We start from the raw sequence: 13,154 nt of genomic DNA, 5'->3' as shown, positions 1-13,154 counted from the left end.
GTCAGCCACAAGCCTCCTCCTCCAGCATGTAGCCCAGCCCGCGGATCGTGCGCACGCCCGTGCCGCACCCGCGCAGCTTGCGCCGCAGCCGGTGGATCGCGATGTCCAGTCCGTTGTCGGTCAGCTCCTGGTCCCAGCTGCACAGCGACTCGACCAGTTGCGCGCGGCTGGTCAGGCGGCCGACGCGCATCGCGAGCGCGGCGAGCACGCCGAACTCGCGGGCGGTGAGGTCGAGCGCCTCCTCGTCGATCCAGGCGCGGTGCCCGGGAAGGTCCACGCGCAGCCGTCCGATCCGCAGTTCCGGCACGCCCTTGCTGGCCATGCGGCGCAACAGCGCACGCACGCGCGCGTTGAACTCGTCCAGCGCGAACGGCTTGACCAGGTAATCGTCCGCACCGAGGTCGAGCACGCGTACGCGCTCGCGCAGGCCCTCGCGGGCGGTGATCACCAGCACCGGCATTTCGCCGCCGCGCCCGCGCAGCCGCTGCAGCACGTCGGCGCCGTCCATCCGCGGCAGGCCCAGGTCCAGCACCAGCATGTCGTAGGGGGCGTCGTGCAGGGCGGTGTCGGCGCGGGCGCCATCCTCGACCGTGTCCACGGCGTGCCCCCCGTGGCGCAGCGTGGCCGCGACGCCGGCGGCGATGGCGGTATCGTCTTCGGCAATGAGGATGCGCATCGATGCTTCCGGGAAAGATCAGACCACCATCGACCGGATTCTCTGGGCGCTGCCTTTCACGACGGTTCCTTCCGCCAGACGCACGCGACCGGCAGCGTCGCCAAAGGCAGAGTCTTCAAATCACCTTACGCCACCGTTCGATTTTCGTTGGCCCGAAATCGCTGCGCGGCGGTACTCGAACGGGCGCCATCTTCGGCGCCGATGCTTAGCCCCGCCTTACATGGGCGACACCCGCAGGCGTGCGGACATGCAAGGTCGTGGCGGGATGGAATCGGCACCTCGGGCGCCACCGCGAGTCGCTTCACGCGGGCGCCGATCAGGGCTTGAAGTGGTGCACGTAGCCCACGCTGAAGCCGCCCGGCAGCCAGCCGACGATCAGCGGCGAGTCGCGGCGGGATGCCCAGATGCCGACACCGGTACCGATCGCCGCACCGACCAGCACGTCGCTCTGCCAGTGCCCGTGGACCTTCACGCGCGCGACCGCGTCGTACGCGGGCAACAGCGCCAGCGCATAGACGGCCGGATGGTCGTTGCCGTAGGTGGCGATGAACGGCGTGACCGCCGCGGAGATCGCCGCCACCTCGCCGCTGGGGAAGCTCTGGCCATGCTTGAAGAAGCGGTTCGGATCGTCCGTCTGCGAGGGCCGCTCGCGACCGAAGGCGTACTTGAGCCCCTCCGCCGTGACGCCGCTGACCACCATCGCATCCACCGAACGCCAGAAGGTGTCGCCCAGCTGGTCGTGGTCGCCGAACGCCAAGGCGCCGGCGCCCACCGTGAAGATGGTCCCGTACATCAGCGTCTTCTGGTTGCTCCGCTTCCAGATGCCGCTGTTGTCGTAGTGCACGCGGTGGTCGATTCCCAGCGGGCCTCCGCTTGCCAGGGAGGCTTCCACGGGCATCAGGGCGAGCAACAGCAGCAGCAGGAAGCGCATGGTCCGTGCCTCGGCCGGCCAGGTACAGCGAGCGTAGGCGCGCGCTCTTTCGGCACCCTTTCGATTGCCGCCGCGCCCGCTGTCGCAGCCAGAGGCCGCGCACAACCCACCCCGTCCCAGCTGCAGGCGAGCTTGCCCGCGATGTCGCTGGTGCTCGTGGTTCCTCCGCGCCAGAGCAAAGGCATCGCGAGCACGCTCGCTCCTACAGGGATGTCTTCGCGATACGCCCCTGCCCTGCCCCCTCGCCCCCAAAGAAAAAGGGCCCTGCGTTGCAGGGCCCCTTCTCGTCCATCCACCGTCCAGGCATCAGCCCGAGTGCTTCTCCAGCCACTCGTCGATCGCCGGCAGGCGATCCTGGCGGATCATCATGCGGTACTTGATGTTCGCGATCACCGATTCGGCCACGCGGCGCGAACCGGGCGCGATGTACTTCTGCGCGTAGTCCTGGATCTTCTGGATCATCTCCGGCTTGGTCGAGCTCGCGCCCAGGGCCGGGTAGTAGCGGCTGCTGGAGGTCGAGTCGACCAGCTTGTCCACCTGCGCGCGGTGCTGCACGGCGAAGTCGAACGCCATCTCCGGGTGGTGGAAGCCCACCGCGCGAATCATGCCGGCGCTGTTGGTGGCGCCCGGCTCGTCGGTCAGCGCCAGCTCCAGCGCGCGCTGCGCCAGCGCGTCGTCCTGCGCCACCGACAGCATGCTGTACAGCTGGTCCTTGATCAGCGGCGTGGTCTCGGCCTTGGCCTGCGCGTGCAGCTGGTCCCAGGTGGCCTGGTCGGCGTGCTCGGCGACAATGGCGGTGATGGTCTTGCGCAGCGCCACCGGCACGGCGTCGGCGTCGGTCTTCTGCGCGGCGAAGCGGCGGCGGGCCTCGCCGATCACCTCCGGGTCGCCCAGGTCGGCCAGCGTGCCGATCAGCTCCATGCGCAGGTTGGCGGTGGGCACGCTCTCGCCCGCCTTGGCCTCCCAGCCGACCTTGGCGAACACCGGCCGCAGCTGGCCGATGGCGAAGGTGCGCAGGCGCTGCTGGCGGGCCTTGTCGCCCTGGTAGTAGTTGTCAAGCGACGCCAGGTAGCCGGCCACTTCGGACCACACCTGCGGATCGGCGTCCGCCGGCGTGGCGGTGATCAGCGCGAGCAGGTTGGACACCGGCTCATTGCCGGCCATGCCCAGCGCCCAGGTGTCGCCGAGCAGGCCGAGCTGGTCGATCGGCGCCAGCCTGGCGAACTGCGCCTTCAGCGCGTCGAAGTCGTTCTGCGCGTACAGCGTGCGGTAGTAGCCGGTCTGGCCCGCGTTGACCAGCACCGGGCCGCAGCCCGGCACGCTCAGCGTGGCCTTGCCGTCCACCACCGCGCGCACCGGCTTGCCACCGACCGTCTGCGCGATCACCGGCACGTGCCAGCGCAGCGGCGTCTTGTTCGGCCGGTCGCGGGTGAACTCGCCCTGGCGCAGCGCGATCGCGGTCCTGCCGTTGGTGCAGGCGGCGGCGCGCACCTCGATCATCGGCACGCCCGGCTGCAGGGTGAAGTCGTGCGCGATCTGCGTGACCGGCTTGCCGGCCGCCGCCTGGATCGACGTCCACAGATCATCCGACACCGTGTTGCCGTGCTCGTGCGCCTTGATGTAGTTGCGCACGCCGGTGCGCCAGGCCTCCGGGCCCACGTAGCCTTCCAGCATGTGGATCACCGCCTCGCCCTTGGAATAGGTGATCGCGTCGAACGCCTGGCTGGCCTGCTCCACCGTTTCCACGTGCTGCACCACCGGATGCGTGGTGGCCACCGAGTCCTGCGACATCGCGCGCTCGCGGATGCCGACCGCGTCCAGCTCGGTATGCCACTCCGGATGCAGCTTCTGGGTGGTGCGCGAGGCCATCCACGAGGCGAAGCCCTCGTTCAGCCACAGGTCGTCCCACCAGCTCATGGTGACCAGGTCGCCGAACCACTGGTGCGCCATCTCGTGCGCGGCGGTGTTGAACACGCGCTGCTTGTCCAGCTGGGTGGAGATGTGCGGGTTCAGGAGCAGCGCGTATTCGAAGGTGAAGATCGCACCCCAGTTCTCCATCGCCGAGAAGAACTGGCTCTGGCCCGGCGCGGCGATGTTGTCCAGCTTGGGCAGCGGGTACGGCACGCCGAAGTAGTCGTTGTATTCCTTCAGCACGGCCTTGGCCGAATCCAGCGTGAAGCCGGCCTGGTCGATCATGCCCTTCTGCGTGATCACGCCGATCTCGGTGCCCTCGGCACGCGCGGTGGCGCGCTCGAAGTCGCCCAGGCCGAAGAACAGCAGGTAGGTGGACATCTTCGGCGACTGCCCGAAGTGCACCTCGGTCAGGCCGTTGCCGAGGTCCTTCTTCGAGGCGATCGGCATGTTGCTCACCGCCATCTGGTCGCTCGGCACGGTGGCGGTCAGCGTGAAGGTGGCCTTGTAGTTGGGCTCGTCCCACGAGGGGATGAAGCGGCGCGCGTCGGAGTTCTCGAACTGCGTGTACAGCGCGCGCTTCTTGCCGGCCTTGGTGTCGTAGTCCAGCGCGAAGATGCCGTTGGCCTGCGTGCCGATCTTGCCGGTGTAGGTCATCGCCAGGCGGTAGCTGCCGGCGGGGACCGGGTGGGCGAAGGTGAAGGTGGCCGTCTGCGCCTTCTCGTCCACGGCGATCTCCGGCGCGTCGAACGCCATCTTGCCCGCCACCGGCGTCAGCGACGCCTTGGAGAAGGAAAGGTCGGCGGCATTGAGCGTGATCGAGGCGGTCGGCTTGGTCACCGCCAGGGTGATCGTGACCTGGCCGTCGAACGAGAGCTTGTCCGCATGCGGCGTCACCGCCACGTCGTAGTGCGACGGCACCACTCCACGCGGCAACTGCGTCGTGGCCAGCCGCACCTCGGCGGCCGAAACCACGCCGAGCGGAGCCATGGAAAGCCCGGCCAGGGCCAGGCAGATAGCGGTAGAGAGGTGACGGCGCATAGGGGTCCTTGTGGGGTGAACGGTTCGACGAGCCGTGCAACCGGCACCACGGCGGTGACCAGAGGCACAGAGCCGCGCGAGTGTTGCGCGAGGGGGCCGCGGGGGGATACGGCCGGAAGTCATGGGCAGCCGCTGGGCCCCCTTCCCGCCCCGCGTTATGCTCGCCCGGCACTCAATCGATGGACCAGGGGATCGTGAACGCGGAGCTTCAAGCCTTACAGGATGCCTTGCGAGCATTCGCCCGAGAGCGCGAGTGGGAGCAGTTCCATTCGCCCAAGAACCTGGCCTCGGCCCTTTCCGTCGAGGCCGCGGAGTTGCTGGAGCACTTCCAGTGGATGACCGAAGAACAAAGTCACACCCTGGGCGAAGACAAAAAGAACGAAATTGCCGAGGAAGTCGCCGACGTCTTCCTCTATCTCCTGCAACTATCCGACAAGCTGGGCATCGACCCGCTCGAGGCAGCTAGGCGCAAACTTGAGATCAACGCTGCCAAGTACCCGGTCGACTTAGCCAAAGGCAGCAGCAAGAAGTACTCCGACTTCTAAGGACAGCCACAGGGGGCTGAAGGGTGATCGTTTACCAGGCGAACAAGGCCAAGTTCCTCGACGACCACGACAACCGGGACATCGAACACGTCATTGCCAGCAAGTACCTCGAACGCACGGGCCACTACGCGCCGGACGCCGAGTATCGCGCCTGGAAAAACTCGCTCGGCGAGATGGCCAAGGTGCTGCGCGACCCCGGTATCCCGGACGACGCTGGTGTCGGCGTGGAGTTCGGCATCCCGCAGACGTCCAAGCGGATAGACTTCATCATCTCGGGACGGACCGAGGCCGGCCCCAACCTGATTATCGTCGAACTGAAGCAGTGGTCCGAAGCAAGCCTTACCGGCAAGGACGGCGTCATCGCCGCACGCCGTGGCGGCGCCGCGCCGGAACGCGAAGGCGCACACCCCTGCTATCAGGCGTGGTCCTACGCGGCGCTCCTCGAGGGATTCAACGAAGCGGTCTACGAGCGGGCCATCGCCCTGAGTCCGTGCGCCTACCTCCACAACTATGTGCAGGACGGGGTCATCGACCACCCCGAGTACTACGGGGATTACATCCGCAAAGCGCCGCTGTTTCTCAAGGGCGAGGAGGAGCGCCGGCGCCTGCGCGACTTCATCAAGCAGCACGTCAAGTACGGCGACAACGCGGAACTGATCTACCAGATCGAGAACGGTCGCATCCGCCCGTCCAAGATGCTGGTCGACAGCCTGGTCGGCATGTTGAAAGGCAACCGGGAGTTCGTGCTGATCGACGATCAGAAGGTGGCGTTCGAGAGCGCGGCGGCCCTAGCCACTGCCGCATCCGAAGAGAAGAAGCAGGTCGTCGTCATCCAGGGCGGCCCCGGCACCGGCAAATCGGTCATCGCGGTCAACCTGCTGGCGCACCTGTCCAAGCTGGGGCTCGTCTGCAAGTACGTCTCCAAGAACGCAGCCCCGCGTGCCGTCTTCAAAGCCAAGCTGAAAGGCAACCTGCGACTCTCGGCGATCGATAACCTGTTCTCCGGCTCCGGTTCGTTCATCGAGACCAGTCCCAATGCTTTCGACGCGCTGATCGTCGACGAGGCCCACCGTCTCAACGAGAAGTCGGGCATGTACGGCAACCTCGGCGAGAACCAAATCAAGGAGATCATCCGCAGCGCCAAATGCGCCATCTTCTTCGTGGACGACGACCAGATCGTGACCTTGTCGGACGTCGGGCACTCGGAGGAGCTTGCGCGATGGACCCACTCGATGGGCGCTGAAGTCTCGCACCTGGCGTTGTCATCGCAGTTCCGTTGCAGCGGCTCGGACGGCTACCTGGCCTGGCTGGACAACACGCTTGGCCTGCGCGAAACGGCGAACACACGCCTGGACACCGGTGAGTTCGACTTCCGTGTCGTAGATTCGCCAAACGAACTCCACGATCTGATCGCTGCTCGCAATGGCAACAACAAAGCCCGCGTCGTCGCCGGCTATTGTTGGGATTGGATAAGCAAAAAGGATCAAGATAGTCATGACATTGTCATCCAAAAACACGGCTATGCCAGGCGTTGGAACTTAAACAGCGATGGGAGCCTTTGGATCGTATCTCCAACCTCGATTAAAGAGGTTGGTTGCATCCACACCTGCCAAGGCCTAGAAGTCGACTATATCGGGGTCATCATTGGCCCCGATCTAATTGCCAGAAACGGAGCGCTCCTAACGGTTCCGGGGGCTCGTTCACGAATGGACCGTTCAATTCGCGGATGGAAGAAGAAAGCTAAGGCCGAGCCCGAAGAAACTCGAAAAAAGTTAGACCGCATTATCCGCAACACTTACAAAACGCTCATGACACGTGGAATTAAAGGCTGTTACATATACTGCGACGACCAGGAAACAAGCGAATTCTTCAAAAACCACCTGGCACCAACGCATGCAGTGGAAAAAAGCAAGTCTTTTGCGTGAGATCGCTAGCAGGGTTCAGGATGCCCGGATACCCCCCCCCCGCAATCGAGATTAAGCGCGGGTATAAGCCGCTTACAGCCAAACTCCACGATATCGCGTGCATGAAGTTCCCCAGCCGGAGCGCGCGACGCTCCGAAGACCAGGCGCAAGTCTCCGGCTCCAACCGTGATGCTCCTCGACACCAAAACGTCCCTCAACAACGGGCGCGACGGTGCGCGGGTTTCCGCCGGCTTATTGACCCACATCAACTACGCCGCGTTTTCGGATGAAACATCGCCGGACCCTCACTGCACGCGGGGCCGCTACACGCCGGAGGTGACGCCTCTGAAACGATTCCAGGTTCGCAGGATGGCCGGAGGCGCCGCGCGCCGCGTCGGTCGGCAGTGGTTGTCGCGGGTCCTGGCAGGCCGTACCTGCGTCCCCGCAACAGGCGCATGGATCGTGCGGCCGGGTTCCACGCCGCGCGTTCTGGTGTAGCGCTCTCCCGGCGGAGGCTGTGGAGAGTGCGCTTTGGGGGCTGGGGTGGTCGTCGGAGTTCGGGGCAGACCACGGCCGGTTCACGGGGGAAGTGCGACAGCTTTGGCGTGTTTCCCAGCGCGAGCCTCACGTGAGCCTCCAGGAATACAAGCGCAAGCGCCGTTTCGACCGCACGCCGGAGCCTTCGTCCGAAGGCTCCGCCCGCACGGGTACGCGCCCGATCTTCGTGGTGCAGCTGCATCACGCCAGCCGGCGGCATTACGACTTCCGGCTGCAGGTGGGGGATGCGTTGAAGTCCTGGTCGGTGCCGAAGGGGCCCTCGTACGACCCGTCGGTGAAACGGCTGGCGGTGGAGGTGGAGGATCATCCGGTCAGTTACGCGGATTTCGAAGGCGACATCCCGGAGGGCTACGGCGCCGGCCACGTGGATACCTTCGACCGCGGCTACTGGTCCACGCCCTACGATCCGGAGGCGCAGCTGGAGAAGGGCCACCTCCAGTTCGAGCTGTACGGCGAGCGGCTCAAGGGGGCCTGGCACCTGGTGCGCAGCGGCAAGCCGTCGCGCCAGCCGACCTGGTTCCTGTTCCACGACAAGGACCCGTTCGCGAGCAAGATCGAGGCGGACGACCTGCTGGACGCGCGCATGGTCGCCAGCACCAAGGCCGCGGCGGGCAAGAGCGGCGGCGCCAAGGAGGTGGCGCAGAAGCTCGCCCGCACGCGCCGCAAGAGCCCGCCCAGGGCCAAGGGCCATCGCCACACGAAGGCGATCGAACGGGCGGCCGCGGCGGAGGGCGCGCGCAAGGCGAAGATCGACGCCGAGTTCTTCGAGCCGCAGCTGGCGCGGCTCAAGGACGAGCCGCCCACCGGCGAGAACTGGGTGCACGAGGTGAAGTGGGACGGCTACCGCATCCTCACCGCCATCGCCGACGGCGAAGTGCACCTGTGGTCGCGCAACGCCCTGCCCTGGGACGACAAGATTCCCGACATCCTGCAGGCGGTGCAGGCGCTGGGCCTGAGGTCCGCGCGGCTGGACGGCGAGCTGATCGCGCTGGACGCCGACGGCCAGCCGGACTTCAACGGCCTGCAGAAGACGCTTTCGGGCGAGGCGAACGCGCCGCTGGCCTACATGCTGTTCGACTTGCCCTACCTGGAGGGCTGGGATCTCTCGCGCACGCCGTTGATCCAGCGCAAGGCGGTGCTGGAGGCGCTGCTGCAGGATGCGCCGGCGCACCTGTCCTACAGCTCGCACGTGGTCGGCAACGGCGCGCAGGTGTTCGCGGCGGCCGCCGAGCAGAAGCTCGAGGGGATCATCTCCAAGCGCGCCGACAGCCCCTACCGCGGCGGCCGCGGCGACGACTGGCTGAAGATCAAGCGGCTGGAGGCCGACGAGTTCGCGGTGGTCGGCTACACCCCGGCCAAGGGCGGCCGCGAGGGCTTCGGCTCGCTGCTGCTGGCGCGCCCTGCCCCGGACGGCGACTGGACCTTCGTTGGCCGCGTCGGCACCGGCTTCAGCAACGAACAGTTGCGCGCGCTGTCCAGGACGCTGGCCAGGGGCGGCAGCAGCAAGCCGACCATCGCGCACACCGAGGGCGCGCCGCGCGAGTCGAAGTGGATCCCGCCCAGCGCCGTGGCCGAGGTCTACTACCGCGGCATCGGCAACCAGCACCTGCTGCGCCAGGCGAGCCTGAAGACCATGCGGCCGGACAAGTCGCCCGACGACCTGCGCGACAGCGACCGCGCGCCGCCGGCGCCCAAGGCCTCGGCGAAACCGCGAAAGCGCAAGGCCCAGGTGGCGGCCGACGAGACCGGGCCGGCCATTCGCATCACCCACCCGGACAAGGTGCTCTACCCCGACGACGGCTACACCAAGCAGGACGTGGTGGACTACTACCGCGCGGTGATGGACTGGTTCCTGCCCGGCGTGATCGGCCGGCCGACCTCGCTGATCCGCTTCCCCGAGGGCATCGCCCACTCCTCGTTCTTCCAGAAGCACATCCCCTCCGGCGGGCTGCACTACGTGGGCTCGGCGCGGCTGAAGGAGGAGACCGGCGCCTCGGCGGTCTACCTCTACCCCAAGGACGCCGACTCGATCATCGAGCTGGTGCAGTACAACACGCTGGAGTTCCACCCCTGGGGCAGCCACGTGGACGACCCGGACATGGCCGACCGCGTGGTGTTCGACCTGGACCCGGGCCCGGACGTGCCGTGGGAGCGCGTGGTCGCCGCCGCACGGCTGACCCGCAAGCTGCTCAAGGACATGGGCCTGGAATCGTTCCTGCGCACCACCGGCGGCAAGGGCCTGCACGTGGTGGTGCCGCTCAGGCCGGCTTCCGACTGGGACACGGTGAAAGGCTTCGCGCAGGGCTTCGCGACCGCGCTGGCCGGCAGCCATCCGCTGGACTTCGTGGCGGTGTCGACCAAGAAGATCCGCCACCGGAAGATCTTCGTCGACTACCTGCGCAACGGCCGCGGCGCCACCGCGGTGGCCAGCTACTCGCTGCGCGGCCGTCCCGGCGCGCCGGTGGCGGTGCCGCTGCGCTGGGAGGAGCTGGGCAAGATCCGCAACGGCGCCGCGTTCGACATCCGCAGCACGCCCGAGCGGCTCAAGCGCCTGCGCAAGGATCCCTGGGCAGGCATCGACGCGGTGGAGCAGTCGCTGGAAGAGGTGATGAAGCGGCTGGGCGGCGGTTGATCGCCACCTGGCGATCGCCTCACACGGCCTTGCCGAGGACGACCTCCGCCGGCTTGATCGGCAGCTTCACCCGCACGCGATGCCCTTGCGGCACCGGCACGCGCTCCAGTTGCCCGCCCATGTGCGCCGCCAGCATCTGCACCAGCCGCGAGCCCAGGCCTTGGTCCTGCGACATGGGGCAGCCCACCCCGTCGTCCTCCACGGTCAGCACCATCCCCTCGTCCGCCTGCTCCAGGCGCACCTGCACGGTGCCGCCGCGGCCTTCGGGGAAGGCGTACTTGAAGGCGTTGGTCACCAGCTCGTTCGCGATCAGCCCGATCGACACGGCCACCGGGGCCTCGACCAGCACGTGCGCGGCCTCCACGCGCACGGTGATGGGGCGTACGTCCCGCAGCAGGTCGGCCAGGCCGTGGCCGAGCGCCTGGAGATAGCTGGCCACCTCCACGCGGCCGTGCTTGCCGGAGCTGCGCAGGCGCTCCTGCGCTTCGGCCACCACCCGCACGCGCGCCACCGCCGACTCCAGCGCGGCGCGCACCTGCGGCTCGCTCTGGCGCCGCGCCTGGAAGGCCAGCACCTGGGAGATCATCATCAGGTCGTTGCGCGTGCGATGGGCCAGTTCGTCCAGCAGCAGCGACTTCTCCTCCTCGGCGACGATCAGCTTGCGCACGGCCTTGGCGAGCGCCTCGACCAGGGTGGCAATGGCCGCACCGACCCCGACGAACAGCAGCAGGAAGAGCGGCTCGGGCTCGAACGGCTCGGCATGGCCGTCCGCCAGGAGATAGAAGCGGTCCGCCAGCACGGCTCCGAGCAGGGTGGCCAGCAGGGCCGGGTTGCGGCCGCACGCGAGGGCGGTGACGAAGATCACCGGCGTGAAAGGCAGATAACGGTGCAAGGACGGGCTGAACGCCAGCTCTAACCCCCACACCAGCAAGGACAACGCCACGGCGACCGCGTAGCCGACCATCGCGGGTGGCCGTTTGCGGGACAGAATGGCGATGATCCGGCTCTTCACATCGGCTGGCCGTCGTCCCCGGGGCTTCAAGATTGTGATCTGCTCGTTAACCCTACGCGCAGGAATCATGAAGAGCAAGGAAACGCCGGCGCGGCCGGAAGGCCCCCGCCACTTGTGCGGCCAGGGCAGCGATCGGGGATCCGGGCCCGTGATGGATGTCGGGTGCGGGGATACGGTCAGGGCGCGGTGGGGATGACGTACTCGCGGACCAGGTCCTGCAGCGGATACCAGGTGCGGAAGTCGCCGTAGTTGCCGGCGGTGATGGCCACCAGCAGATCCAGCTCCGGCAGCACCATGACGAATTGCCCGCCGTTGCCTTCCGCTGCGTATTCCCGATACGCGCGCCGGCCGACCTGGACGGTGTGCAGGTGCCAGCCGTAGCCGTAGCCGTGGTCGGGGGCGAAGGCGCTGTGCCGGGTGGTGGACTGCGCGACCCAGGCGCGGTCGACGAGGCGCCGGCCGTTCCAGGTGCCGCCGGAGAGATAGAGCTGCCCCAGCTTGAGCAGGTTGCGCGCGCGCAGGTAGAGGCCGCCGGCCAGGTAGGCGTCGCCGTCGGGCATGAGGTTGATGTGGTAGTCGCGCATCTGCAGCGGGCGGGCGACCGCCTCGTCGAACAACGCCGGCAGCCAGCGGCCGGTGGTCCGCGCCACGATGGCGCCGAGCAGGTTGATGCCGGCCGAGCAGTACACCGCCTGCGTGCCGCCGGGGTCGCGGGCCATCGGCAGCTCCAGCGTGTAGCGGTACCAGTCGTTCTGCGCGTGCTGTCCCTGCATGGTGTCCTCGTTGCCGGGCGATCGCTCGTCGTTGTCGTCGCAGGCCAGGCCGGAACGCATGCTCATCAGGTCGGCCACGGTGATGCGCGCCTTGCGCGGGTCCGGCCTGGCCGACGCGGCGTAGTCGGGCAGCAGCGAGGCCACCGGCGTGTCGGGGTGGAAGGCGCGGCCTTGCGCCATGGCCAGGCCGACCAGCAGCGGGGCGAAGGTCTTGCCGGCCGAACGGGTGTCGTGCGGGCGCGACGCATCGAAGCCCTGGAAGTACTCCTCCAGCACCAACTTGCCGCGCCGTGCGATCAGCAGGCCCTGCACCTGCGGCGCGCCGGGGGCGGCCGTCCGCTGCAGGCGTGCGACCAGCGCGGCGATGCGGGCCTCGTCCAGGCCGGCCGCCTGCAGCGAGGCGGTGCGCCAGCCGTCGGCGAGGTCGGGCGGCTGGCGGTAGCGCCACTGCGGCTGCGCGGGCGTGCGCGGGTAGAAGCCGGGTGCCTGGTCACGGTTGCGGCGGGTGAACGCGAACACGCCGATGCCCTGCCAGTTCACGCGCAGTTGGCCGGTCTCCCCGTCCAGCACGGCGTGCAGCGCCCAGTTGGGGCGGCGCGGGTCGGCGAAGGTCACGGCGTCGCCGTCCATCTGCACGGTGAGCAGGCGCTCGCGCGCGAGGTTGAGCTCGGGGTTGCGGATGAAGGCGGTGAGCGCGCCGTCCGCGCCGCGCTCGATCTGCAGGTACTGCGACAGGCGATCGGGCAAGGGCCGCACCGTGCCGGCCCACACCTGCGGCTGCGTGAGCCGCAGCGCCACCGGCGTCGCGTAGGCGCTGGCCAGCGCCATGCCCGGCGGCTGGATCCAGAAGCCTTCGACGGCGGCGCGGTCGGTGCTGAGCTGCCCGCGGAACCGCCCCTGCCCGCCCGGCAGGACGAGGTCGAGCCGGTCGTCGTGCCGCTGTACGGATACCTCGAAGCCGGCGATCGTCGCATGCCAGGGCGTGCCGCGGCCGTCGATCACCAGCTCGCCCGCCACCGTGTCGGCGACCGTCTCGTTGCCCCACAGGCCGACGAGCCGGCTCGCGTCGTCCGCCGCGATCGCCGGGACCGTCGCAAGGCCGGACAGCACGCCGGCGAGCAGCAGAAGCACGGTGTCGGGAAAGCGCATGGCTCGGGTTCCAGGGAAGGGG

General features: G+C 68.0%; 8 protein-coding genes. 3 read left to right on the top strand and 5 right to left on the bottom strand.

What is annotated here, in order from left to right; all coding sequences use genetic code 11:
- Window position 1: 1 nt before the first annotated feature.
- The 3 genes from WAT24_RS11535 to WAT24_RS11525 all read right to left on the bottom strand — a co-directional run bounded on the left by WAT24_RS11535 (window position 2) and on the right by WAT24_RS11525 (window position 4,559).
- Window positions 2-676: a response regulator gene (locus WAT24_RS11535; RefSeq protein ID WP_336808022.1), complete on the bottom strand. Its 675-nt coding sequence runs from the start codon at window positions 674-676 to the stop codon at window positions 2-4.
- Window positions 677-992: 316 nt separating this feature from the next.
- A complete protein-coding gene (locus WAT24_RS11530; RefSeq protein ID WP_425605298.1) occupies window positions 993-1,607 on the bottom strand; it encodes a phosphatase PAP2 family protein in 615 nt (204 codons plus the stop codon).
- Window positions 1,608-1,913: 306 nt separating this feature from the next.
- The gene (locus tag WAT24_RS11525; protein WP_336808021.1) at window positions 1,914-4,559 is read right to left on the bottom strand and encodes a M1 family metallopeptidase; all 2,646 of its coding nucleotides are present in this window, start codon (window positions 4,557-4,559) and stop codon (window positions 1,914-1,916) included.
- Window positions 4,560-4,753: 194 nt separating this feature from the next.
- On the opposite strand from WAT24_RS11525, the gene WAT24_RS11520 reads away from it, so the two are divergent.
- From WAT24_RS11520 to ligD, 3 genes are all read left to right on the top strand, one after another.
- On the top strand, window positions 4,754-5,104 hold the full coding sequence (locus WAT24_RS11520) for a nucleotide pyrophosphohydrolase (RefSeq protein WP_336808020.1): 351 nt from the start codon (window positions 4,754-4,756) through the stop codon (window positions 5,102-5,104).
- A 23-nt stretch (window positions 5,105-5,127) separates the two neighbouring features.
- A complete protein-coding gene (locus WAT24_RS11515) occupies window positions 5,128-7,029 on the top strand; it encodes a DNA/RNA helicase domain-containing protein (protein ID WP_336808019.1) in 1,902 nt (633 codons plus the stop codon).
- Window positions 7,030-7,636: 607 nt separating this feature from the next.
- Window positions 7,637-10,198, top strand: a complete 2,562-nt coding sequence (gene ligD, locus WAT24_RS11510) for a DNA ligase D (RefSeq protein WP_336808018.1) — start codon at window positions 7,637-7,639, stop codon at window positions 10,196-10,198.
- Window positions 10,199-10,217: 19 nt separating this feature from the next.
- Here ligD and WAT24_RS11505 read toward each other — a convergent pair whose 3' ends face one another.
- Window positions 10,218-11,210, bottom strand: coding sequence for a sensor histidine kinase (locus WAT24_RS11505; RefSeq protein ID WP_336808017.1), 993 nt, complete (start codon window positions 11,208-11,210; stop codon window positions 10,218-10,220).
- Between the two features lie 176 nt (window positions 11,211-11,386).
- Window positions 11,387-13,132, bottom strand: a complete 1,746-nt coding sequence (locus tag WAT24_RS11500) for a serine hydrolase domain-containing protein (protein ID WP_336808016.1) — start codon at window positions 13,130-13,132, stop codon at window positions 11,387-11,389.
- Window positions 13,133-13,154 lie beyond the last annotated feature (22 nt).

Source organism: Fulvimonas yonginensis (assembly GCF_037137055.1).
Taxonomy (GTDB): Bacteria; Pseudomonadota; Gammaproteobacteria; order Xanthomonadales; family Rhodanobacteraceae; genus Frateuria_A; species Frateuria_A yonginensis.
Note: the sequence above shows the minus strand (reverse complement) of the source record. Positions and strands in the feature narration are given on the sequence as shown.

Excerpts from the sequence above, each read along its gene's own strand:
- WAT24_RS11535 (WP_336808022.1), bottom strand. The coding sequence starts at position 676 with ATGCGCATCCTCATTGCCGAAGACGATACCGCCATCGCCGCCGGCGTC.
- WAT24_RS11530 (WP_425605298.1), bottom strand. The coding sequence starts at position 1,607 with ATGCGCTTCCTGCTGCTGCTGTTGCTCGCCCTGATGCCCGTGGAAGCC.
- WAT24_RS11525 (WP_336808021.1), bottom strand. The coding sequence starts at position 4,559 with ATGCGCCGTCACCTCTCTACCGCTATCTGCCTGGCCCTGGCCGGGCTT.
- WAT24_RS11500 (WP_336808016.1), bottom strand. The coding sequence starts at position 13,132 with ATGCGCTTTCCCGACACCGTGCTTCTGCTGCTCGCCGGCGTGCTGTCC.